Consider the following 22,367-nt stretch of genomic DNA (forward strand, 5'->3'; position numbering starts at 1 on the left):
TTAGTGGAGGCGTCGTGATCTCCGAGTACGGTTTCGCAATTGGCACTGACGTTGCCCCTCGGGCTTAATCCAGGTTGATGTTCTGCCGCACATCTCCGGGCGATGCATGGGACGAGTGGACGACGGGCGTGTAAAACCATCGGCTGCTGCCGCATGACGGTTCGCTATGAAACGACGCGCCCCGATGACGCTGGTCTTCGGGACCGCATGGGCGCCCACTACACCAGGCACGTCGATTCGGGGTCGAATGTGACGCGGCCGTTCTCTCGGCTGAAGGACGGAGCGTGAACTGATTTTGCAAAACTCGAGGGATTGCTTGCAAAACAATTGGCACATAGAGGCGAAAAGGTTATGAGAATCAACGATGCGGACGTGGCGGAACTGGTAGACGCAAGGGACTTAAAATCCCTCGATGGCAACGTCGTGTGGGTTCGAGTCCCACCGCCCGCACCACTGGCCGCCCAACCGGGGCGAGCTGCAACGACCGGCACTTGACGGAGCGCCCACCCGCAAGGCGCCAGCGGCGCTTCGCCGTTCAGCGGCATTTCATACCGGCTTTGTCGATGCAGCCTTCGAGACTGCCGTGCACGGACACGTCTGGCACGCCAGCGGCCGCGGCGTTCATACCCGTATCACGAAAGACTCGTCACATTTACCCGTTATCATAGAATCATCGATGCGCCGGCTGGAGGGACCAACCATAAACTTTTGACCCTTGATTTTTCGAGCGTCTCCCGATCCGAAAGACGCGTCCTGATCCAGACCCAACGATCAAGCGATGGAAAGCGTGCATTCCGCTCACCGGTCCAACGTAGCCGGAACGGCGGAAATTGTTTGAACTCATAGTGGGGGGAAATATGAGACTGGCAGCTTATAACCTGGAGAATCTGTTCGATCGCGCCAAGGCCATGAATTTGGACTCATGGGAAGAAGGCAAGCCCATCCTCGCTGCCTTCGCCAAGCTCAATTCATTGTTGGGTGAAAGCACCTATTCGGCTGCGAACAAGCGCAAGATGGTCGAGCTTATGATCGAGCTCGGCCTGGAGAAAAGCGACAAAGGTCCCTTCGTCATCCTTCGACGCAATCATGGCGGCTTGGTCAAGCGACCTCGTGCAGGAGGCTTGGAGATCATCGCCGACGGCCGCGCAGATTGGGTGGGTTCGCTTGAATTGCTCGACGAGCCGGTCGACGAAAACGCCATGCGGAATACGGCCCGCGTTCTTGCCGAGCTTGAAGCCGATGTCGTCGGGGTGATCGAAGCCGAAAATCGGCCCGCGTTGAACGAATTCAATCGGATCATGATTCCCGCGGTTGGCGGAGCGGCCTTTCGGCATGTCATGGTGATCGACGGCAACGATGAACGCGGCATCGATGTCGGATTGCTATGCCGTGAGGGGTTTGCCATCGAGACGATGCGCAGCCACGTCGACGATCGCATGGCAAACGGCGTCGAAGTTTTCTCACGGGATTGTCCGGAGTATCATTTGACAACTCCCAACGGCAATCGCCTCATAGTCATGGTCAATCATTTCAAGAGCAAAGGTTACGGCACAGTTGCCGGCTCAAATGCGCGCCGCAAAGCGCAGGCCCAACGGGTCAAGGAGATTTACGAAGGCCTTATCGCGCAAGGTGCACAATTCATCGCCGTCGCAGGCGACCTGAACGACACGCCGGACAGTGATCCCCTCGCGCCCCTCATCGGCGATACGACGCTCCAGGATGCGTTCACGCATTCCCGTTTCGACAATGGCGGCTATCCCGGTACTTACGACAGTTGTTCGGAAGCCAAGAAGATCGACTACTTGCTGCTTTCCCCGCAATTTTTTGCCAAAGTCAGCGCCGGCGGCGTCATACGCAAAGGGATGTGGCCAGGAGTTCGTCCCAAGAAATGGGACGTGTATGAGGAACTCGCGGACAAGCGTGATGCCGCTTCGGATCACGCTGCGGTCTGGGTGGATGTTGATATTTAGCTTTGCGTCTGCTCGCGTATGGCTAGACAAGGGTGACGATCAGAATTTTGCTCGCGGGCTCCATCAATCCGCGAGCATTTGCGACATGCCGAGGGTTTCAAGGCGGCTCATCATTCTGGCGCCCGTGTCCTGCTGATCGATCAGGATCTTGACGATCTCATCGGTGAATGAAGCTTGCTCCTTGTATTGTTCGCCATGGCATTCTTGACTTTGCATGCTCGCGGAACTTCACCGCCTCGAAAATGTTGTCCTGCAGCAAATGGAGCAAGACGACATGGCCAACGAAAATCCGAGGGATCAAGGCGTTGCCTCCGAGCCCGACCAGCCGAAGGAATCGCATTCACCCGCGGAAATGCCACCGCAAAGCGGCCCGCCTGCTTTGGACGGCGGGTTGGAATCGCCGCGCAGCAGTAACTGTTGATGGTGCAATAAAAAAAGCGCGACGGAGAGTTCTGCCCCCGTCGCGCTTTCGCGTTTGATGTTCGCCTACTCCGACTTCTCGATATTCCAGAAGACCGGCGTCGCCGGGCCGTCGAGCACGCCGGAGATCGATTTTCGCCAGACGCTCGGCGCGAAATACTGCCCGAGCGGAATGTAGATCACCTGCTCATAGGCTTCCTTCTGGATGTCGGCGGCGATTTTCTTCTGCTCCTCGGGCGAAGAGGCGCGCGCAAAGGCATCGCGCAGCTGCTCGATCTTGGCGTCTTCCGGCCAGCCGAACCAGCCGCCATTCTTGCCTCTGCCGCCGACGGAAACGTTGGCGATCGGATTCAAGACGTCGGCGCCGACCCAGTTGGTGAAGAACATGTTCCAGCCGCCCTCCTTCGGCGGCTTCTGGCTGGCGCGGCGGCTCACCACCGTCTGCCAGTCGGTTGCCTGCACATCCACTTTGAAACCGGCGTCGCGCAACAGCTGCGCCGCGACGATTGGCTGCGCCTTCAGCGTGACGACGTCGCCGGGCGCCATCACGACGATCGGCGTGCCGTCATAGCCCGATTCGGCAAGCGCCTTCTTCGCTTCCGCCATGCCGTTGCCCTTCACCAAGGTATCGGCGCCGACCTCGGTGGCGAGCGGCGTGCCGCAAACAAACATTGCGCCGCAGATCTTGTAGTATTCGGGATTGCCGACCAGTGCATCCAGCACGTTCTTCTGGTTCATCGCCAGGAAGGCCGCGCGACGGACCTTGACGTTATCGAACGGCGGATAAAGGAAGTTCATGCGCCCGAGCGTCTGGAATCCGAGTTTGTTCAGGGTTTCGACCTTGATCTCCTTATTGCCGGTCAGCACCGGCAAAAGATCGAACGACGGATTCTCCATAAAATCGATATCGCCGGACTGCAGCGCGTTCACCGCGGTCTGCGCGTCGGGCATCGTGATCCATTCGACGCGGTCGACCTTCACCACCTTACCGCCGGATGTCCAGCTCGGTGCTTCCTTGCGCGGCACGTAATCCTTGTTCTTCTCGTAGACCGCCTTCACGCCGGGTTGAAATTCCGACTGCACGAATTTGAACGGGCCGGAGCCGATCTGTTCGGGGATCTGCTTGTCGCCGGGCGTTTCCGCAAGGCGCTTGGGCATCATGAACGGCACCAGCGACGAAGGCTTGCCGAGCGACTCCAGCACCAGGCCATAGGGCTCTTTCAGTTTCAGCGTGATGGTCTTGGCGTCGGTAGCTTCGATGCTCGCGGTGAAGTCCATCAGCTTCTGGCCCATGCCGTCGCGCTTGCCCCAGCGCTGCAGCGACGCCACGCAATCTTCGGCCGTGACCGGCGTGCCGTCATGCCACTTCAGGCCGTCACGCAGCGTAAAGGTGTAGGTCAGCTTGTCGTCGGAGACCTTCCAGTCCGCCATCTGCGGCTGAATCTTGAAGTTGGAATCCGTCGCCAACAACGTATCATAGACCATATAGCCATGATCGCGCGTGATGTACGCCGTGGTGAAGATCGGATCGATGATACGCAAATCGGAATGCATCACCGCGGTGATTGTCTTGGCATCGGCCATCGAAGACACCGTCAGCGCGGCCGACAGCGCGAGCGCGGACAGCGTGATGTTCGACGTCATCGTCGGCCGCTTCCAATGCGAGAGATGGAACATTCGTTTGTCTCCTGACATGAAATTGGTCAAAACCCGATCACTAGTTAAGCATGCAGTCTGTTATTTAGGCGCACTAACACGCTGTAAGTCCAAGGGATTTGAGACTTGCACCAAGCGCGATGCACGTCAATCGAGTTTTGGCCCATGGCCGGGTTGCGAATGCAGCCCTCACCAGGCGCGCATGTTTCGCTTTATAGATTCACCGTCGATCATTTCTCGCAACTCGCCTCGCGATACCTATGCGTCGTTGAAATCAGCTCGAAAGTGAGAGAACGCTCATGAATACCGCCAACCTTCCCTTTGATTCCGAGGCCATGCTGCAGGGACTGCGCGGCTGGGTGGAATGCGAAAGCCCGACCTGGGATGCGAGCGCGGTGGATCGCATGCTCGACCTCGCGGCCCGCGACATGGCGATCCTGGGTGCGTCGATCGAACGCATCGCCGGGCGGCAAGGTTTTGGCGGCTGCGTCCGCGCGCACTTTCCGCATCCGAAACAGGGCGAGCGCGGAATTCTGATCGCGGGGCATCTCGACACGGTCCATCCCGTCGGCACGCTGGAAAAACTCAAGTGGCGGCGCGAAGGCAACAAATGTTTCGGACCCGGCATCTTCGACATGAAAGGCGGCAATTACCTCACGCTGGAAGCGATCCGGCAGTTGGCACGCGCTTCGTTCACGACGCCGCTGCCGATTACGGTATTGTTTACGCCGGACGAAGAAGTCGGCACGCCCTCGACCCGCGATATCATTGAGGCAGAAGCCGCGCGCAATAAATATGTGCTGGTGCCGGAGCCGGGCCGGCCGAACAATGGCGTCGTCACCGGCCGTTACGCGATTGCGCGATTTAATCTCGAAGCCATCGGCAAGCCAAGCCATGCCGGCGCTACGCTGTCCTCAGGCCGATCTGCTATTCGCGAGATGGCGCGCCAGATCATAGCCATCGACGGCATGACGACCGAAGACTGCACCTTCAGCGTCGGCATCGTGCATGGCGGCCAATGGGTCAATTGCGTCGCCACCACCTGCACCGGCGAAGCGCTAAGCATGGCCAAGCGCCAAGTCGACCTCGATCGCGGCATCGAGCGGATGCTGGCGCTTTCCGGGACCGTCAATGACGTTACGTTCACGGTCACGCGCGGCGTGACCCGGCCGGTGTGGGAGCCCGATGCGGGGACCATGGCACTGTACGAAAAAGCGCGCGGCGTGGCCAAGCAGATCGGCGTCGAGCTGCCCCACGGCAGCGCCGGCGGCGGCTCCGATGGCAATTTTACCGGCGCAATGGGAATCCCGACGCTCGACGGACTGGGCGTCCGCGGCGCCGATGCGCATACCCTTAACGAACACATCGAAGTCGACAGTCTCGCCGAGCGTGGCCGCCTGATGGCAGGACTTCTGGCGACGCTGGAGTGAAGGATGAAATCGTCATTCCGGAGCGGCAAAGCATCGAACGCGGAATCTCGAGCCTGATTGCTTCGTCAGTCATTTCCTCCCAAACTAGGCTCCCGATGGCACGGGACTTGCTGAACTGATACGCTGGTGGCGGGGAACCTACGACTGACCTTGCCATTCGGCCGATAACCTAACGGATCGAGATGCTCGGATATCTGCTTCGCCGCGTCCTTGCCGCCGTGCCCGTGATGGGCGTGGTGGCGCTGTTCGTGTTTCTCCTGCTGCGGCTGACGCCCGGCGATCCCGCCGCCATTCTGGCCGGCGACAATGCAACGCCAGAACAGCTTGAGCGCATCCGCACCTCGCTCGGCCTGAACGAGCCGCTCTACAGCCAGTTCTTCACCTGGATCGGCAAGCTGCTGCAGGGCGATCTCGGCGTGTCGCTGATTTCGAATGTACCGGTGCTGAAAATGATCAGCCAGCGTGTCGAGCCCTCGATCTCTATCGCGATATCGACCATCATCCTGTCCATCCTTGTCGCGGTACCGCTTGGCGTGATCGCGGCATGGAAACACGGCACCTGGATCGACCGCTTCGTGATGGGATTGTCGGTGGTCGGCTTCTCGGTCCCGGTATTCGTGATCGGCTACGTACTGATCCAGATCTTTGCCATCGATCTGCGCTGGCTGCCGGTGCAGGGCTTTCGCAGCATCACCGCCGGCTTCGGACCGTTTTTCGAACGCATCATCCTGCCGACCTGCACCCTGTCTTTCATCTATGTCGCTCTGATCGCGCGCATGACCCGCGCGGCGATGCTGGATGTGCTCGGCGAGGATTATGTGCGCACCGCGCGCGCCAAGGGCATCAATGAGAGCGCCGTGCTGTTGCGCCACGGGCTGCGCAACGCCGCCGTGCCGGTCATCACCGTGATCGGCACAGGATTTGCGCTGCTGATCTCCGGCGTCGTGGTCACCGAGAGCGTGTTCAATCTGCCGGGCATCGGCCGCCTTACCGTCGATGCCGTGCTGGCGCGCGACTATCCGGTAATCCAGGCGATGATCCTGCTGACATCGGGCATCTATGTCACGGTCAATCTTTTGATCGACGTCGCCTACACGCTGCTGGATCCCAGAATTCGCTACTGAGGTACGTTATCAATGGCGATCGAAACCCTCCCCGAGCCGTCAATCCCGATCACCACGCCATTCCGGCCGGGGCTTGGATTTCTAACGGCGACGCCCATCATCGCGGTAGCGACGATCTGCTTGGCACTGGTAATCTTATCCGCCATCCTTGCGCCCTGGCTGTCGCCGCACGATCCGTTGCTGCTCGCGCCGGCGCAGCGGTTGAAGCCCGCGAGCGCGCAATTCCTGCTCGGCACCGACGCCTATGGCCGCGACGTGCTGTCGCGAATTCTCTATGGCGGACGGATCTCGCTTCTGATCGGCCTTGGCGCGGCGGTCTTCAGCATCGGCATCGGACTTGTGATCGGCCTCGTCTCCGGTTTCTTCAAGTGGGTCGACGCCGTCATGATGCGCGTGATGGACGGCTTGATGGCAATCCCGAGCATCCTGCTTGCCATCGCCGTAGTCTCGCTGTCGGGCGCGAGCCTGACGACGGTTCTGGTCGCCATCACCATTCCGGAAATTCCGCGCGTGGCGCGGCTGGTGCGCTCGGTCGTGCTGTCGGCGCGTGAGGAACCTTATGTGGAAGCCGCGATATCGGTCGGCTCGAGCCTGCCGAAGATCATGTGGCGGCACTTGATGCCGAATACGATTGCGCCGTTGATCGTGCAAGGCACTTATGTCTGCGCTTCCGCCATTCTCACCGAGGCGATCCTGTCGTTCCTTGGCGCCGGCATCAGCCCGGAGACGCCGACCTGGGGCAACATCATGGCCGAGGGCCGCGCCTATTTTCAGATCAAACCCTCGCTGATCTTCTGGCCGGGATTGTTACTGTCGATTGCGATCTTGAGCGTCAATCTGATCGGCGACGCCGCGCGCGACGCGCTCGATCCTCGCATGAAGCAGCGGGAGAGCGCCAAGTGAGTGCGCTACACCGTCATTGCGAGCAAAGCGAAGCAATCCATAGCTGCATAGCAAACATGGATTGCTTCGTGGCTGCGCTCCTCGCAATGACGACGGGAGAGCGATGACATGACAAGCATCGTTCTCAATATCGACAATCTCGTCGTCGGCCTCGGCAAGAGTCCGCACGGCCCGAGAATCATCGACGGCGTCTCGCTACAGGTACGCGAAGGCGAAACCCTGTGCCTGGTCGGCGAAAGCGGATCCGGGAAATCCGTCACATCGCTGACGGTGATGGGATTGTTGCAAAAGGGCGCGCTGGTACCCTCCGGGGGCAGCGTCAAGCTGGTCGGCGAAGACCTTCTTACCGCGAGCGATCGCCGCCTGCGGCAGTTGCGCGCTACCACCATGGCGATGATTTTTCAGGAGCCGATGACGGCGCTCAATCCGGTCGTACCGGTCGGGCGTCAGATCGACGAAGTGTTGCGCGTCCATACCGACCTCGATCCGCGCGCCCGGCGCAAGCGCATCCTCAGCATGATGGAGCAGGTGCGGCTGCCCGACGTCGAGCGCATTTTTGCGTCATATCCGCATCGGCTGTCGGGCGGTCAGCGCCAGCGCATCATGATTGCGATGGCGCTGGTGCTGGAGCCGAAACTCTTGATCGCGGATGAGCCGACCACGGCGCTCGACGTCACCACGCAAAAACAAATTCTCACGCTGATCCGCGATCTGCAGAGGGATCACGGCACCGCGGTGCTCTTCATCACCCACGACATGGGTGTGGTCGCGGAGATCGCCGATCGCGTCGCGGTCATGCGGCAGGGGCGGCTGGTCGAGACCGGAGCTCTCGATACTATCCTGCGCACGCCGACGATGGAGTATACCCGCAACCTGCTCTCGGCGGTGCCGAGCCTGGTGCCACGTACGGCGCGCGCCGACACCACCGAACCGGTGGTGCTGGAAGCCAACGAACTCGGCAAGATCTATCGCGAGCGCTCGTTCTTCGGTGCCGTCCGCGAAGTGGCCGCCGCGCAAAATGTCACGCTCACCTTGCGCAAGGGCCGCACGCTCGGCATCGTCGGCGAAAGCGGATCCGGCAAGTCGACGGTGGCGCGCTGCATCGTGCGGCTGATCGATCCGACCTCCGGCGGCATTCGCCTTGCGGGACGCGAAATCTCCGAATTGTCGCGCCGGCTATTGCAGCCGCATCGCAAGCGCATCCAGATCATTTTCCAGGACCCCTATCGTTCGCTCAATCCGCGCGTCACCGTTGGCGAGACCATCGCCGAAGGTCCGATCAATTACGGCATGCCCCGCGCCGACGCGCTGGCGAAAGCGCGCGATCTGCTCGAGCTGGTCGATCTGCCTGCCGATGCCATCTCGCGCTATCCGCATCAGTTTTCCGGCGGCCAGCGCCAGCGCATCGCGATTGCCCGCGCGCTTGCGCTCGACCCTGACGTGCTGGTGGCGGACGAAGCAGTTTCGGCGCTGGATGTCTCGGTGCAGGCGCAGGTGCTTGAACTGCTCGACGAAATCCAGACCCGGCTCGGCATCGCGCTGTTGTTCATCACCCACGATCTGCGCGTCGCTGCGCAAATCTGCGACGATGTCGCCGTGATGCAGCACGGCCGCATCGTCGAACAGGGCCCGGCAGCGCGAGTCCTGACAAATCCGCAACAAGCCTATACCCGACAGCTGCTTGACGCCGCCCCCGGACGAGAGTGGGATTTTGCAAATTTCCGGCCGGTTGCGCAAAAAGTGATGGCCGGCGCGCCAACAGCTTAGTTGCCCGTCATTGCGAGCCAACGGGTCGCGCGAATGCGCGCCCGATGACAGGCTCCGCGAGGCAATCCACACTTCGGCACCGGCAAAAATGGATTGCTTCGGCGCTCCGCTCCTCGCCATGACGGGACTCGTTGCGGCGCAAGCTAATCCAGATGCCCACGCGGCATGCAAAACTGGATTGCTTCGTCGCTTGCACTCCTCGCAATGACGAGTCTAACGTCAAGCGCAGCAACAATTGGCTGAGGCAGAATTGATGACCCGTATTGCCGTTGGCGGCTTCCTGCACGAGACCAACACCTTTGCGCCGACGAAGGCAACCTATGACGATTTCGTGCATGGCGGCGGCTGGCCGGCGATGGCGCAAGGCGCCGACGTGCTTAAGGTCATGCGCAACATCAATGTTGGCCTGGCGGGCTTTGTCGAAGCGGCGGAAGCTCAGGGGTGGGAGATGGTGCCAACCCTCTCGTGCGGCGCCAGCCCTTCCGCCCACGTGACCAAGGATGCCTATGAGCGCATCGTCAAGGTGATGGTTGGCGGCATCGCCGCCGCTCGACAGCTCGATGCGGTCTATCTCGATCTGCATGGCGCCATGGTCACGGAACATCTCGACGACGGCGAAGGCGAACTTCTCGCACGCGTGCGTGAAGTGATCGGCAAGGAGCTGCCGCTCGTGGTCAGCCTCGACCTGCATGCCAACGTCACGCCCGAAATGGTCGAGCATGCCGACGCGTTGATCGCCTACCGCACCTATCCGCATGTCGACATGGCCGACACCGGCCGCGCCGCTGCGCGTCATCTTGCGCTGCTGCTGCGCACCGAGCAAAAACTCGCAAAAGCGTTCCGGCAGTTGCCATTCTTGATTCCGATCAGCTGGCAATGCACCAACGACCATCCCACCAAGGGCATCTATCAGAAGCTGGCGGCGCTGGAGGACGAGATGGTGCCGACGCTGTCTTTCGCGCCGGGTTTTCCGGCTGCGGACTTTCCCGGCTGCGGACCGAGCGTGTTCGCCTATGGCAGGACGCAAGCCGATGCCGACACTGCGGCGGATGAGGTGGCGAGACTCATTGTCGGCCACGAAAACGATTTCGACGGCCGCATCTTTACGCCCGATGAGGGAGTCCGCCACGCGATGGAGCTGGCAACGCGCGCGAGCAAGCCCATCATCATCGCCGACACGCAGGACAATCCCGGCGCCGGCGGCGATTCCGACACCACCGGAATGTTGCGCGCGCTGGTCCGCAACAATGCCAGCCGCGCCGCGGTCGGCGTGATCTATGATCCCCAATCGGCAAAGGCCGCGCATGCCGCAGGCGTCGGCGCCACCGTCACGCTCGCGCTCGGCGGCAAGTCAGGCATCCCGGGCGACGCGCCCTACAAGGAGACCTTCGTCGTCGAAAAACTATCTGACGGGAAATTCATCGCGCCGGGTCCCTATTACGGCGGCCGCGACATGGACATGGGCCTGTCGGCCGCCTTGCGGATCGGCGATGTCAGGGTCGTCGTCAGCTCGCACAAGGCGCAACTCGCAGATCAATCGATGTACCGTTATGTCGGCATCGAACCATCGGAGCAGTCTATCCTCGTCAACAAAAGCTCGGTGCATTTCCGCGCCGATTTCGAACCGATCGCCGAAAAGCTTCTGATCTGCGCCGCGCCCGGCGCGATGCCCGCCGATACCGCTGCATTGCCGTGGACGCGGCTGCGCCCGGGCATTCGCATCAAGCCGAACGGCCCCGCCTTCGCTCCCGAAACCAAATCACGCACGACATCTTCTGCAACTGGATAGAGGCCCATGCCCAACATCGACCGCATCGAAGGCTATGCCGACGAACTCACCGCGATCCGCCGGGATCTGCACGCGCATCCCGAGATAGGCTTCGAGGAAGTCCGCACGTCCGGGATCGTCGCCGACAAGCTGACGCAATGGGGCATCGAGGTGCATCGCGGCCTCGGCGGCACCGGCGTAGTCGGCGTGCTCAAGGGTAAAGGTGTTGGCGGCAAGCGTATCGGCTTGCGCGCCGACATGGACGCGCTGCCGATGGAAGAAAATACGAACTTGCGATGGCGCTCGACCATTCCCGGCCGCTTCCACGGCTGCGGCCATGACGGCCATACCACCATGCTGCTCGGCACCGCGCGCTATCTCGCCGAGACCCGGAATTTCGAAGGTACCGTGCATTTCATCTTCCAGCCGGCCGAAGAAGGCCTCGGCGGCGCGCGGGCCATGATCAAGGACGGGCTGTTCGAGAAATTTCCCTGCGACGAGATCTACGGGCTGCACAATGCGCCCGACCTCAACCATGGCGAGATCGCGATCCTTCCGGGACCGGCGATGGCCGGCTCCGACTTCTTCGACATCACCATCAACGGCTATGGCGCGCACGGCGCGATGCCCGAGCGCTCAAAGGACCCGGTGGTGATCGCGATGACGCTCGGACAGGCGCTGCAGAGTATCGTCAGCCGCAACGTCGATCCTTTGCAACCGGCGGTGCTGTCGATCACGCAGATTCACGCCGGCTCCGCCTACAACGTGATCCCCGGCGAAGCGAAACTCTGCGGCACGGTTCGCGCCTTTTCCGACGAGGCGCGCGCGCTGATCCGCGAGCGGATGCGCGCGATCTGCGCTGGCATCGCCAGCGCCTTCCAGGTCGAGATCATTGCCGATATCCGCGACACTTTCAGCGTGCTGGTGAACCGGGAAGAGCAATCCAGCGTGGTCGAGGCCGTGGCACGCACCGTGGTGGATCCCGCCAAGGTCTTCACCAGGTCGCAGCCGAAGATGGGCAGCGAGGATTTCGCCGACATGCTGCATGTAGTGCCCGGCGCCTATTTCTGGCTCGGCCACGAAGGATCGGTGCCGGTGCACAATCCCGGCTACATCCTTGACGATAAAATCTTGCCGATCGGCGCCAGCATGTTCGCGCGCATCATCGAAACCCGCCTTCCGGTAGGCGCCCATGCCTGAATCGGCGTCCCAGGAAGGGGTGGCGTCGCTGCATGATCTCAGCGCCGTCGACCTGATGGCAGGCTTTCGGGCTGCGCAATTTTCGCCGTCGGAAGTGCTGGAGGACGTGCTGGCGCATATCGCGCTGTGGGAGCCGCATATCAAGGCGCTGTACGCCTTCGATCCGGAGGGCGCGCGCGCCACCGCAAAGGTCTCGACCGAGCGCTGGCAGAAGGGCGAGCCGACAGGTCTGCTCGACGGCGTCCCCGTCACGATCAAGGAGAATATCGCCACCAAAGGCGTGCCGGTGCCGCTTGGTGCCGCCACCACCAAGCTGGTGCCGGCCATCGCGGATGCCCCGCCGGCGGCTCGCTTGCGCGAAGCCGGAGCCGTGATTTTCTCCAAAACCACGATGCCGGATTACGGCATGCTGTCCTCGGGCCTGTCGAGCTTCCATCCCCTCACCCGCAATCCCTGGGACCTCAGCAAAAACCCCGGTGGATCCAGCGCCGGCGCGGGCGCGGCCGGCGCGGCCGGCTATGGCCCGCTGCATCTCGGCACCGATATCGGTGGCTCGGTGCGGCTGCCGGCATGCTGGTGCGGACTTGTCGCGCTCAAGCCAAGCCTTGGCCGGGTACCTATCGATCCTCCTTACGTGGGCCGCGTCGCCGGGCCGATGACCCGCACCGTCGATGACGCCGCATTGATGATGAGCGTGCTGTCGCGGCCGGATCGCCGCGACGGGATGAGCCTGCCGCCTGATAACATCAACTGGAAGGCGCTCGACAAACCCTTGCGCAAACTGCGCATCGGGCTGATGCTCGACCTCGGCGTCGGCCAGCCGCTGCAGCAAGAGGTGCGCAACGTGGCTGCCAACGCCGCCCAGGCGTTCGAAGCCGCCGGCGCCATTGTCACCGAAGTGCCAGGCGTACTGACGCGCGAGATGCTCGACGGGCTCGACGCCTTCTGGCGCGCGCGCTCGTGGGACGATCTTTCCAAGCTCACGCCGGCTGAGCGCGCCAAGGCGCTGCCCTATATCTACAAATGGGCGGAAGCCGGCGCGAAGCTCTCGGGTGTCGACGTCATCAGGGGTTTTAATGCCACCATGGCGATCCGGGCGGCCGCGGCAAAACTGTTCGCCGCCATCGACTACGTGATCTCGCCGGTATCGCCGGTGGTCAATTTCGCAGCCGAGCTCGCCGCTCCGCTGAACGATCCCGAAAAGCCGTTCGAGCACATCTGCTACACCGTGCCGTGGAACATGTCGGAAAATCCGGCCGTGTCGATCAATGGCGGCTTTAGCGCAAGCGGGTTCCCGATCGGCATGCAAATCATCGGCCGCCGCTTCGACGATCTCGGCGTGCTCGGCATGGCAAAGGCATTCGAGGCCATGCGGGGTGCGCAAAGGCCGTGGCCGACCCCGCCGGCCAAATAAATTCTTGTCATTCCCCGATGTGCAATGACACATCGGGGATGCGCCACTAGGCGCAGGCACGGAATCCATACCAGCGATTGTGGTCAGGGATTCCGGGCTCGCTCGTTTCACGCGCGATCCGGAAATGACAGCATCAAAAATCAAAAAAACATAAGCAGGAGGAAATCACCAATGGCGTATGAGACGATCAAATATGAGGTCGCCGAGCAGATTCTCACGATCACACTGAACCGACCCGACAAGCTCAATGCCTTCAACGGCACGATGCAGAAGGAATTGATCGACGCCTTCGATACGGCCGATAACGACGACAACATCCGCGCCATCATCGTCACCGGCGCCGGGCGCGGCTTCTGCGCCGGAGCCGATCTTTCCTCGGGTGCCGACACTTTTGACCGCGACGCGCGGCGCGGACCGGTGAAGCGGCTCGCCAATGGCGCCGTCGATTACAGCGATCCCAATGTGCGCGATGGCGGCGGACAGGTGACGCTGCGCATCTTCAAGTGCCTGAAGCCTGTAATCGCCGCGGTGAACGGCCCCGCGGTCGGCATCGGCGTCACCATGCAGCTCGCAATGGATATCCGCATTGCATCCGAGGATGCGCGGTTCGGATTCGTATTCTCGCAGCGCGGCATCGTGCCGGAGGCAGCCTCGAGCTGGTTTCTGCCGCGCATCGTCGGCATCTCCCAGGCGCTGGAGTGGTGCTACACCGGCCGGGTATTTCCGGCGCAGGAGGCGCTGGCCGGCCGCCTCGTCAGCAAGGTAGTGCCGCCAGACGAGTTGCTGCCGACCGCGCGCGCACTCGCCCGCGAAATCGCCGCGAAGACAGCGCCGGTGTCGGTGGCGTTGATCCGGCAAATGATGTGGCGCATGCTCGGCGCCGACGATCCGATGGAAGCGCACAAGGTCGACAGCCGCGGCATCTACGCGCGCGGGCGCTCGGACGACGTCAAGGAAGGCGTGGTATCGTTCCTGGAAAAGCGCCCGGCAGTGTTCAAAGACAAGGTCTCGTCCGACATGCCCGATTATTTCCCGTGGTGGGAAGAGCGGGAGTATGGGTGAAGGAGTTGAAATTGTGCGTGGGCAAAGCGTGCCCAGCACAAGCACGGTGGGCACGGCGCAAATCGCGCCTTTGCCCACTCTATGGCCGCATCATCAGGGCCACCCGCCCGATCGCCTTGCGGTCGATCAGAAGCCGCATCGCCTGCGCGTACTTTTCCAGCGGCAGACGATGCGAGACGTTCGGCCGGATTTTTCCGGCTTCCGCCCATTCCAATAGCGCCTTGATCCGCACTTCGCCCGCCGCGGGATCCCTTCGCACGGCTTCCCCGGCGCGCACGCCAAGCACGCTCGCTCCCTTGATCAGCAACAAATTGGTGCGGGCAAGTCCAATACCACCGGTGAATCCGATGACCAGAATGCGTGCGCCCCAGGCGATGCAGCGCACGCTGTTTTCGAAGACTTCGCCGCCGACGGGGTCGAACACCACATCGGCGCCCCGGCCATCGGTGATGCGTTTGACGACGTCGCGGAACGGCTCGCGCTGATAAAGCACCAGATGATCGGCACCGCGTGCCTGTGCCACCGCGAGCTTCTCTTCGCTCGAGGCCGCCGCGATGACGATTGCGCCGAGCATCTTTCCCATCTCGACGGCGGCAAGGCCAACGCCGCCGCCAGCGCCGTGCACCAGCAGCACTTCGCCAGGCTTGAGCTGGCCGCGATCGATCAGCGCGTGATACGCGGTGCCGTGGGCCGCAAGAAATGTCGCGCCCTCGGCATAGTCGAAGGTCGAAGGCAGCGGCGTGAGCTGCGAACGCGTGACGACAGCTTCATCAGCGTACGCGCCGTAACGCAATTTCACGATGACCCTGTCGCCGATGGCGACGTCATCCGTCACGCCATTCAATTCAATCACCTCACCCGCGGCTTCCACGCCCGGCGTGAACGGCAGTGGCGGCTTCAGCTGATACTCTCCGGCCGCCATCAGTATATCGGGAAAGTTGATCCCGGCGGCATGAATAGCGACGCGCACCTGTCCCGGCGCCAATGGCGCCGATGCAAACATCTCCAGACGCAGGCTCTCGGGCGGGCCGAGTTCGCGGCAAACGATCGCCTTCGGCATCAGGCCGCGCTCGTTTTGCGGCGCTGCAGCGCCTGGCGGATCAGCGGCAGACGGTCATTGCCAAAATACATATCGGTCTTGTCGACGAAAATGGTCGGAGAGCCGAAGCCGCCGCGCGCCATCACTTCTTCGGTATTGGCCTTGAGCGCATCCTTGGTCGCCTGCGCGCTGATCGCCGCGAAAAACTTCGTGGCATCGACACCGACGCTCTTGCAGATCTCGGTGAGCACTTCATCCCTTGAGATGTCCTTGTCTCCGCCCCAATAAGCTTCGAACACCGCGCGCGCGAACGGCACCAGGTCCTTGCCGAGCCAGATGCAGCCGCGCATCGCCTTGGTGCTGTTCACCGGAAACACAGTCGGCGGCATCTTGATCGCGAGCCCTGCGGACCGCGCCCAGTCGGCGAGATCCTTCTTCATGTAGTGCGCCTTGAGCGGCACCGGCGTTTCGCGCGACGCGTAGACGCTGGGATTGACGGCATTGAAAATGCCGCCGACCAGGATCGGCCGCCACGAAATCTCGGTGCCGAATTCCTTGGCGAGAGGCTGGATGTTGTGGAAGGCGAGATAGGTCCAGGGACTGGAGCAATCGAAGAAGAATTCGATCATGGCGCTTCCCCTCATTTTTCGTTGTGATGAGATCCTCCTCCTGTGAGGAGCGCGCTCTTGGCGCGCGTCTCGAAGGATGAGCGGCATTCGTCTAGCCTGTCAGTGGCCTCATGGTTCGAGACGGCGCAAACGCTTCCTCACCATGGGGACGAACACTTGCAACGCCTCTCTATCATTTTTGCTTCGCCAGTTCCTTCGCTGCCTGGCCGAACATGTTCTTGCGCGCCTCCTCGTCCAAAGGCTCCTTTACGAACTTGCCGATCGCAAGGCCCGCCTGCACTTGCGGCCGTGCGCGCACCTCCGCGTACCAACGCTTGACGTTCGGGTAATCGTCAAGCGTAAAGCCCTGAGCCTTGTGCGTCATGGTCCAGGGAAAGCAGGCGATATCGGCGATCGAATAGTCGCCTGCGACGAAGCGTCCCGTCTTGCCCAATTGCGTGTCGAGCACGTGATAAAGCCGGGCCGCCTCGTCGCGATAGCGCTCGATGGCGTAGGGGATTTTTTCCGGCGCGTAGAGTGCGAAATGTCCGTGCTGGCCGAGCATGGGACCGAGCCCGCCCATCTGCCACATCACCCATTGGACAACTTTGGAGCGGCCCCGCATGTCCGTGGGCAGGAAACGGCCGGTCTTCTCCGCCAGATAAATCAAGATCGCGCCGGTCTCGAACACCGAAAACGGCTCGCCGCCATCGGAAGGCGCATGGTCGACGATCGCCGGAATCCGATTATTCGGGCTGATTGTCAGAAACTCCGGCTTGAATTGTTCACCGGCCCGAATGTTGACGGGAACGACGTTGTAGGGAACGCCAAGCTCTTCCAGCATGATCGAGATTTTCCAGCCGTTTGGCGTCGGCGCGTAATAGAGGTCGATCATGGGATCATCCTGAGGGAGGCTGCCCGCCACACTAGCCTGCGGCGTCACGCTGTTCCAGTCGGCTTGCTCTTGCGGGCCGCATGGCGAACATGGCACACAGACGCTCAATCATTACCGCTTCGGGAGGCTCGCATGCTGTTTCCAACCACGATCGCCGGCTCGCTGCCGAAACCGGAATGGCTGGCTGAGCCCAACACGCTGTGGGCGCCCTGGAAATCGTCAGGCGCGGAACTGGTGCGCGCCAAGCGTGACGCCACCATGCTGGCGCTGAAGCTGCAGGAAGACGCCGGCGTCGACATCGTCACCGAGGGCGAACAGTCCCGCCAGCACTTCGTCCACGGATTTCTCGAGAAGATCGAGGGCATCGATTTTGCCCACAAGGTCGAAATGGGAATCCGTAAAGACCGCTACAAGGCGATGGTACCGCAGGTGGTGGCGCCGCTGCGGCTGAAGGGCCGCGTTCATGCCGACGAGGCCCGCATCGCCCGCACCCACACCGCGCGCAAACTGAAATTCACCCTGCCCGGCCCGATGACCATTATCGATACCATCGCCGACCAATATTACGGCGACCGCGTGAAAATGGCGTTCGCCTTTGCCGAACTGCTCAATGAGGAAGCCAGGGCGTTGCAGGCCGATGGCGTTGACGTCGTCCAGTTCGATGAGCCCGCCTTCAACGTCTACATGGACGAGGTCAACGACTGGGGCATCAAGGCGCTGGAGCGCGCAGCGGAAGGGCTGACCTGCGCCACCGCCGTGCACATCTGTTACGGCTACGGCATCAAGGCCAATACCGACTGGAAAGAGGCGCTGGGCAGCGAATGGCGGCAGTATGAGGATATTTTTCCGGCGATCGCCAAAAGTCCGATCCAGCAGGTCGCGATCGAATGCCGCAATTCGCGGGTGCCGCTGGACTTGCTCGGCCTGCTCACAGGAAAGGTGGTTCAGGCCGGCGTGATCGACGTCGCCAGCGACACGATCGAGACGGCGGGGGATGTCGCCAAGGTGATCGATGATGTCTCGAAATTCGTGCCGAAGAGCAACATCGTCGCGACCACCAATTGCGGCATGGCGCCGATGCATCGCGATATAGCGCAAGCCAAACTGGTGGCGCTCGGCGCCGGCGCGAAACTGGCACGGCAGCGGTTTGGGTAGTTCGTCTTTCCGGGGCGCGAGTGCAACGGGCGCGCCCGAAATCCACAACCACCATCGCGAGTAAAGATCCGGGCCTGCGCATCCAAGTCGACTGTTGCCGACTTGGACAATGATATTGCCGAACTCGGGTAACCCAAGGTCGGTGGCGCATCCTCAGATGTGCATTGCACATCGGGGAAGGACGACATGTAAGCTCTATCGCATCAGCGCCATCGCCCTCGGATGCAGCACCGGCCGATACCCCGCGGCTAGCGCGCGCAGCGTCGAGGGCGGCGTCAGCAGCATGGCATTCTTGATTGCGTTTGGCGCTTGGCGGTAGCCGGCCGACGACCACAAGAGCGCCCTGCCCTGCATGATCAGATAGCTGTCGGCTGCTTCCTGCAGCATTGCGCCATCAGGCAATTCTTTCAGCGGCATTGCAAGCGCGTGCAATCGCTTTTTGCCGTTGGAGAGCCGCTCGCGATGAAGCGTCGCGTCGATGTCGTTTGCGAGAACACGTGCGACGCCATTGCCCTGTTCCCACGCGGCGCGAAACCGGTTCGCATCCTCGCGGCGGCAGAAGAAGCACGGACGGTGCCCCGCCGCGAGCGCCGTCGCCTCATCAAGAAAGAACAGCTCGGTCCAACTGCGACCGCCCATCACCTCACGCCGCCGTCCTCTGAATTCGCAGACACAGGTGAGCCATGCCTGGCTCGCCCAGCGTCGCGTCAAGGTCTTGGTTGCGGGGTCGTGGATGATGCCGCGATTGCCGGTGAACATGCCGCGATGCGGTGTGGCGATGATGTCGCCTGCAGGCGTGACGCGGTTTTGTAGCGGGGATCGCATTCAAAGCTCGATTGTTCAGCCGCAATCGTCATTGCGAGGCGCGCTAGCGACGAAGCAATCCAGACTCGTCATTCCGGGATGGTGCGTTAGCACCTGACCCGGAATCTCGAGATTCCGGGTTCGATGCTTCGCATCGCCCCGGAATGACAGCTCTATCACGCCGCGCCCTCGCGGATCGGCGGCTGGAACGACAGCGCGGTGTCCCAGGGAAAAAAGATCCAGGTGTCTTGCGACACTTCGGTAATAAAAGTGTCGACCAGCGGCCGTCCTTTCGGCTTGGCGTAGACGGTCGCGAAATGCGCATCCGGCAGCATGTCTCGCACCAGGCGCGCGGTTTTGCCGGTATCGACGAGATCGTCGACGATCAGCAAACCTTTGCCGGTGTCGCCGCCGAGCTTCGCCGTGTCGGCCGAGACGCCTTTCAGCACCTTCAGGTGGCCCTGTTCAACATGATCGTAGCTGGTAATGCACACCGTATCGATCACGCGCACGCCGAGCTCGCGCGCGACGATGGCGGCCGGCACCAGTCCGCCGCGGGTGATCGCGATCACGGCATGAAACGGCCCGACTTCATTCAGCCGCCAAGTCAGCGCCCGGCAATCCCTGTGAAACTGGTCCCATGAGACCGGAAAGGCCTTGCCCGCCCGCTCCTGCGCGCTCAGTTCCGGATGCTCCGCCATCGTTATTCTCTCCAACATCTTCCGGGTCAGCGGACCAGGTTCAATCCCGCCAGCATCTCTTTCACCGCAGTCATCGCGGCGTTGAGCTTCTCGGGGTCGCGGGAGCGAACGACCAGATTGGTGTTCGGCTTCTTGTCCTCATCGAGAAACGGGTAACTGCCGATGATCGTGTCGGGATGGGCGTTGGCGATTTCGCGCAAGGGGCCGCCGATGTCGCCTTCCCTTGCATTGGCGCGAACCGATTCCGATAGCATCCGGACGCCTGATTTCAGCTTCGGCGCGACGATATCCATCATCGCCTGCATGATCGACGGCACGCCTGCCATCACGATGACGTTGCCGATCCTGAAGCCGGGCGCGAGAATCGTCGCGCTCTGGATCAGCTCGGCGTCGTCAGGAATCCGCGCCATGCGCAGCCGCGCCTCATTCAATTCGCCCGGATTCTGGAAGCGCTCGCGAAACCGCGCCACCACCTCCGGATGATAATCGATGCCGACGCCGAACGCCTTGGCAACGGCATCGGCCGTGATGTCGTCATGGGTCGGCCCGATGCCGCCGGTGGTAAAGACATAGGTGTAGCGACCGCGCAGCGCGTCCAGCGCCGCGATGATATCGGCTTCGTCGTCGGCGACGACGCGGACTTCTTTAAGGTCGATCCCGATATTGGTCAGGTATTCCGCAATAAAGCCGATGTTCTTGTCCTTGGTCCGCCCGGACAGGATCTCGTCGCCGATCACCAGAATTCCCGCGGTGACGATATCGCTCATGATCTCTCCTCGTCCTGCATTATCGTGACCTTACCCGGGCAACGCCTAGTAGTACGGGCTTTTGCTGCCGAAATAAGCACCTGAAGGCTATTTTTTCGGGCAGGTATAGCGATCATCCATACCAAATGCCGCCTGCGAATGCATATCGCGCTGGCCCGGGCCTTGCTACCATCCCTTTCAGTCATGCACCGTCCTGCATGGCCTCGGAACCACTCGGAATACATGACAGTTGCGTTCGATGAAATGAACGGCCCCGACGGCGACCTCCGTCCGGCCTACCAGGAGCTCTCCCGCTGGCTGAAGGAGACGCCGCCCGACGCGCTGGAATATCGCCGGCAGGAGGCGGAGCTGCTGTTCCGCCGGATCGGCATCACCTTTGCCGTCTATGGCGACGCCGAGGCCCAGGAGCGGCTGATCCCCTTCGATGTGATCCCGCGGATCATGTCGGCGAAAGAGTGGGCGATCCTCGAAAAAGGCCTGAAGCAGCGGGTGCGCGCGCTCAACATGTTCCTGCGCGATATCTATCACGGCCGCGACATCCTGCGCGCCAATATCATCCCCGACGACCTGATTTTCCAGAACCCGGTGTTTCGGCCCGAGATGAACGGCCAGGCCGTGCCGCACGACGTCTACGTTCACATCGCCGGCATCGACATTGTCCGCGTCAATCCGGAAAACTTTTTCGTGCTGGAGGACAATGCGCGCACGCCCTCCGGGGTTTCCTACATGCTGGAAAACCGCGAAATCATGATGCGGCTGTTTCCGGACCTGTTCGCCCGCCACCGCGTCGCCCCTGTGGAAAGGTATCCGGACGAGCTGTTGTCGGCGCTGCGGTCGGTAGCGCCGCTCAGCGCCGCGGCCGAGCCGACGGTAGCGCTGATGACGCCCGGCGTTTACAACTCCGCCTACTACGAGCATTCATTTCTCGCCGACAAGCTCGGCATCGAACTGGTCGAGGGCCGCGACCTCATCGTCAAGAACGATGAAGTGTTCATGCGCACCACCGAGGGCTTAAAGCGCGTCGACGTCATCTACCGCCGCGTCGATGACGACTTCCTTGATCCCCTCACCTTCCGTCCCGATTCGACGCTCGGCGTGCCCGGACTGATGTCGGCCTATGCGGCTGGCAACATCACACTGGCCAACGCGGTCGGGACCGGCATTGCGGACGACAAGGCGGTCTATTCCTACATGCCCGAGATCGTGAAATTCTATCTCGGCGAAGAACCGATCCTGAAGAACGTGCCGACCTGGCGCTGCCGCGAACCAAAACACCTGGCTTACGTGCTCGATAATCTCAGCGAATTGGTGGTGAAGGAAGTGCACGGCTCCGGCGGCTACGGCATGCTGATCGGTCCCGCCGCGACCAGGGCGACGATCGAAGCATTTCGCGACAAGCTCAAGCGCGAGCCAGAAGGTTTCATCGCCCAACCGACGCTGGCACTGTCGACCTGCCCCACCTGCACTGAATCCGGCCTCGCGCCGCGCCATGTCGATCTGCGGCCCTTCGTCCTTACGGGAAGCAATCACGTTACCATCGTGCCGGGCGGACTGACCCGCGTGGCCCTGCAGGAAGGCTCGCTGGTGGTGAATTCAAGCCAGGGCGGCGGTACCAAGGACACCTGGATATTGGACGAGTAGCACTGGATTGTGGACGAGTAAAGACTACAAGAGAGCAACGCCC

19 protein-coding genes and 1 tRNA gene are annotated in these 22,367 nt (G+C 61.7%); 12 read left to right on the plus strand and 8 right to left on the minus strand.

Going from position 1 to position 22,367, the window contains the following annotated elements; all coding sequences use genetic code 11:
• The first annotated feature begins 366 nt into the window (after window positions 1-366).
• Together N554_RS0102740 and N554_RS0102750 are read left to right on the plus strand one after the other, a co-directional pair.
• Window positions 367-453 (plus strand) — tRNA-Leu (locus tag N554_RS0102740).
• Between the two features lie 404 nt (window positions 454-857).
• Window positions 858-1,970 carry an endonuclease/exonuclease/phosphatase family protein gene (locus tag N554_RS0102750; RefSeq protein WP_029582074.1) on the plus strand — a complete coding sequence of 371 codons (1,113 nt, stop codon included), beginning with the start codon at window positions 858-860 and terminating at the stop codon, window positions 1,968-1,970.
• A 63-nt stretch (window positions 1,971-2,033) separates the two neighbouring features.
• Here N554_RS0102750 and N554_RS39525 read toward each other — a convergent pair whose 3' ends face one another.
• Together N554_RS39525 and N554_RS0102765 are read right to left on the minus strand one after the other, a co-directional pair.
• On the minus strand, window positions 2,034-2,186 hold the full coding sequence (locus tag N554_RS39525; protein WP_156041744.1) for a hypothetical protein: 153 nt from the start codon (window positions 2,184-2,186) through the stop codon (window positions 2,034-2,036).
• A 270-nt stretch (window positions 2,187-2,456) separates the two neighbouring features.
• Window positions 2,457-4,067 carry an ABC transporter substrate-binding protein gene (locus N554_RS0102765; RefSeq protein WP_029582076.1) on the minus strand — a complete coding sequence of 537 codons (1,611 nt, stop codon included), beginning with the start codon at window positions 4,065-4,067 and terminating at the stop codon, window positions 2,457-2,459.
• Window positions 4,068-4,345: 278 nt separating this feature from the next.
• Between N554_RS0102765 and N554_RS0102770 the strand changes: the two genes are divergently transcribed.
• The 8 genes from N554_RS0102770 (at window position 4,346) to N554_RS0102805 (ending at window position 14,714) form a co-directional block, all read left to right on the plus strand.
• Window positions 4,346-5,476: a M20/M25/M40 family metallo-hydrolase gene (locus N554_RS0102770; protein WP_029582077.1), complete on the plus strand. Its 1,131-nt coding sequence runs from the start codon at window positions 4,346-4,348 to the stop codon at window positions 5,474-5,476.
• A 182-nt stretch (window positions 5,477-5,658) separates the two neighbouring features.
• Window positions 5,659-6,600 carry an ABC transporter permease gene (locus N554_RS0102775; protein ID WP_029582078.1) on the plus strand — a complete coding sequence of 314 codons (942 nt, stop codon included), beginning with the start codon at window positions 5,659-5,661 and terminating at the stop codon, window positions 6,598-6,600.
• A 12-nt stretch (window positions 6,601-6,612) separates the two neighbouring features.
• Window positions 6,613-7,503 (plus strand): ABC transporter permease, encoded by an 891-nt coding sequence (locus tag N554_RS0102780; protein ID WP_029582079.1) that lies wholly within the window; start codon window positions 6,613-6,615, stop codon window positions 7,501-7,503.
• A gap of 108 nt (window positions 7,504-7,611) precedes the next feature.
• Window positions 7,612-9,270: an ABC transporter ATP-binding protein gene (locus tag N554_RS0102785; RefSeq protein ID WP_029582080.1), complete on the plus strand. Its 1,659-nt coding sequence runs from the start codon at window positions 7,612-7,614 to the stop codon at window positions 9,268-9,270.
• 253 nt (window positions 9,271-9,523) lie between these two features.
• Window positions 9,524-11,059, plus strand: coding sequence for a M81 family metallopeptidase (locus N554_RS0102790; protein WP_029582081.1), 1,536 nt, complete (start codon window positions 9,524-9,526; stop codon window positions 11,057-11,059).
• Between the two features lie 6 nt (window positions 11,060-11,065).
• Window positions 11,066-12,238, plus strand: coding sequence for a M20 aminoacylase family protein (locus tag N554_RS0102795; RefSeq protein ID WP_029582082.1), 1,173 nt, complete (start codon window positions 11,066-11,068; stop codon window positions 12,236-12,238).
• A complete protein-coding gene (locus N554_RS0102800; RefSeq protein WP_029582083.1) occupies window positions 12,231-13,652 on the plus strand; it encodes an amidase in 1,422 nt (473 codons plus the stop codon). Before N554_RS0102795 ends, N554_RS0102800 begins: the two co-directional genes overlap by 8 nt.
• 171 nt (window positions 13,653-13,823) lie before the next feature.
• The gene (locus N554_RS0102805) at window positions 13,824-14,714 is read left to right on the plus strand and encodes a crotonase/enoyl-CoA hydratase family protein (RefSeq protein WP_029582084.1); all 891 of its coding nucleotides are present in this window, start codon (window positions 13,824-13,826) and stop codon (window positions 14,712-14,714) included.
• Window positions 14,715-14,793: 79 nt separating this feature from the next.
• Here the strand turns inward: N554_RS0102805 and N554_RS0102810 are convergent, their stop codons facing one another.
• From N554_RS0102810 to N554_RS0102820, 3 genes are all read right to left on the minus strand, one after another.
• The gene (locus N554_RS0102810) at window positions 14,794-15,774 is read right to left on the minus strand and encodes an NADPH:quinone oxidoreductase family protein (RefSeq protein WP_029582085.1); all 981 of its coding nucleotides are present in this window, start codon (window positions 15,772-15,774) and stop codon (window positions 14,794-14,796) included.
• The gene (locus tag N554_RS0102815) at window positions 15,774-16,382 is read right to left on the minus strand and encodes a 2-hydroxychromene-2-carboxylate isomerase (protein WP_029582086.1); all 609 of its coding nucleotides are present in this window, start codon (window positions 16,380-16,382) and stop codon (window positions 15,774-15,776) included. Before N554_RS0102815 ends, N554_RS0102810 begins: the two co-directional genes overlap by 1 nt.
• Window positions 16,383-16,554: 172 nt before the next feature.
• Complete coding sequence (locus tag N554_RS0102820; RefSeq protein WP_029582087.1) at window positions 16,555-17,256, minus strand: glutathione S-transferase N-terminal domain-containing protein; 702 nt, start codon at window positions 17,254-17,256, stop codon at window positions 16,555-16,557.
• A 132-nt stretch (window positions 17,257-17,388) separates the two neighbouring features.
• Here N554_RS0102820 and N554_RS0102825 point away from each other — a divergent pair, with 132 nt between their 5' ends.
• Window positions 17,389-18,411 carry a methionine synthase gene (locus tag N554_RS0102825; RefSeq protein WP_029582088.1) on the plus strand — a complete coding sequence of 341 codons (1,023 nt, stop codon included), beginning with the start codon at window positions 17,389-17,391 and terminating at the stop codon, window positions 18,409-18,411.
• 195 nt (window positions 18,412-18,606) lie between these two features.
• Here N554_RS0102825 and N554_RS0102830 read toward each other — a convergent pair whose 3' ends face one another.
• The 3 genes from N554_RS0102830 to N554_RS0102840 all read right to left on the minus strand — a co-directional run bounded on the left by N554_RS0102830 (window position 18,607) and on the right by N554_RS0102840 (window position 20,683).
• Entirely contained in the window at window positions 18,607-19,236 is a 630-nt protein-coding gene (locus N554_RS0102830; protein WP_029582089.1) for a hypothetical protein, read from the minus strand.
• Window positions 19,237-19,391: 155 nt separating this feature from the next.
• Window positions 19,392-19,916 (minus strand): xanthine phosphoribosyltransferase, encoded by a 525-nt coding sequence (gene gpt, locus N554_RS0102835; RefSeq protein ID WP_029582090.1) that lies wholly within the window; start codon window positions 19,914-19,916, stop codon window positions 19,392-19,394.
• Between the two features lie 26 nt (window positions 19,917-19,942).
• Window positions 19,943-20,683, minus strand: coding sequence for a competence/damage-inducible protein A (locus N554_RS0102840; protein WP_029582091.1), 741 nt, complete (start codon window positions 20,681-20,683; stop codon window positions 19,943-19,945).
• 222 nt (window positions 20,684-20,905) lie between these two features.
• Here N554_RS0102840 and N554_RS0102845 point away from each other — a divergent pair, with 222 nt between their 5' ends.
• On the plus strand, window positions 20,906-22,324 hold the full coding sequence (locus N554_RS0102845) for a circularly permuted type 2 ATP-grasp protein (protein WP_029582092.1): 1,419 nt from the start codon (window positions 20,906-20,908) through the stop codon (window positions 22,322-22,324).
• The last annotated feature ends 43 nt before the right edge of the window (window positions 22,325-22,367 follow it).

It is taken from the genome of Bradyrhizobium sp. URHD0069, assembly GCF_000701345.1.
Lineage (GTDB): Bacteria > Pseudomonadota > Alphaproteobacteria > Rhizobiales > Xanthobacteraceae > Bradyrhizobium.

What these genes read in the sequence shown, in the direction of transcription:
- N554_RS0102750 (WP_029582074.1), top strand. Translation starts at nt 858, where the DNA reads ATGAGACTGGCAGCTTATAACCTGGAGAATCTGTTCGATCGCGCCAAG.
- N554_RS39525 (WP_156041744.1), bottom strand. Translation starts at nt 2,186, where the DNA reads ATGCAAAGTCAAGAATGCCATGGCGAACAATACAAGGAGCAAGCTTCA.
- N554_RS0102765 (WP_029582076.1), bottom strand. Translation starts at nt 4,067, where the DNA reads ATGTTCCATCTCTCGCATTGGAAGCGGCCGACGATGACGTCGAACATC.
- N554_RS0102770 (WP_029582077.1), top strand. Translation starts at nt 4,346, where the DNA reads ATGAATACCGCCAACCTTCCCTTTGATTCCGAGGCCATGCTGCAGGGA.
- N554_RS0102775 (WP_029582078.1), top strand. Translation starts at nt 5,659, where the DNA reads ATGCTCGGATATCTGCTTCGCCGCGTCCTTGCCGCCGTGCCCGTGATG.
- N554_RS0102780 (WP_029582079.1), top strand. Translation starts at nt 6,613, where the DNA reads ATGGCGATCGAAACCCTCCCCGAGCCGTCAATCCCGATCACCACGCCA.
- N554_RS0102785 (WP_029582080.1), top strand. Translation starts at nt 7,612, where the DNA reads ATGACAAGCATCGTTCTCAATATCGACAATCTCGTCGTCGGCCTCGGC.
- N554_RS0102790 (WP_029582081.1), top strand. Translation starts at nt 9,524, where the DNA reads ATGACCCGTATTGCCGTTGGCGGCTTCCTGCACGAGACCAACACCTTT.
- N554_RS0102795 (WP_029582082.1), top strand. Translation starts at nt 11,066, where the DNA reads ATGCCCAACATCGACCGCATCGAAGGCTATGCCGACGAACTCACCGCG.
- N554_RS0102800 (WP_029582083.1), top strand. Translation starts at nt 12,231, where the DNA reads ATGCCTGAATCGGCGTCCCAGGAAGGGGTGGCGTCGCTGCATGATCTC.
- N554_RS0102805 (WP_029582084.1), top strand. Translation starts at nt 13,824, where the DNA reads ATGGCGTATGAGACGATCAAATATGAGGTCGCCGAGCAGATTCTCACG.
- N554_RS0102810 (WP_029582085.1), bottom strand. Translation starts at nt 15,774, where the DNA reads ATGCCGAAGGCGATCGTTTGCCGCGAACTCGGCCCGCCCGAGAGCCTG.
- N554_RS0102815 (WP_029582086.1), bottom strand. Translation starts at nt 16,382, where the DNA reads ATGATCGAATTCTTCTTCGATTGCTCCAGTCCCTGGACCTATCTCGCC.
- N554_RS0102820 (WP_029582087.1), bottom strand. Translation starts at nt 17,256, where the DNA reads ATGATCGACCTCTATTACGCGCCGACGCCAAACGGCTGGAAAATCTCG.
- N554_RS0102825 (WP_029582088.1), top strand. Translation starts at nt 17,389, where the DNA reads ATGCTGTTTCCAACCACGATCGCCGGCTCGCTGCCGAAACCGGAATGG.
- N554_RS0102830 (WP_029582089.1), bottom strand. Translation starts at nt 19,236, where the DNA reads ATGCGATCCCCGCTACAAAACCGCGTCACGCCTGCAGGCGACATCATC.
- gpt (WP_029582090.1), bottom strand. Translation starts at nt 19,916, where the DNA reads ATGGCGGAGCATCCGGAACTGAGCGCGCAGGAGCGGGCGGGCAAGGCC.
- N554_RS0102840 (WP_029582091.1), bottom strand. Translation starts at nt 20,683, where the DNA reads ATGAGCGATATCGTCACCGCGGGAATTCTGGTGATCGGCGACGAGATC.
- N554_RS0102845 (WP_029582092.1), top strand. Translation starts at nt 20,906, where the DNA reads ATGACAGTTGCGTTCGATGAAATGAACGGCCCCGACGGCGACCTCCGT.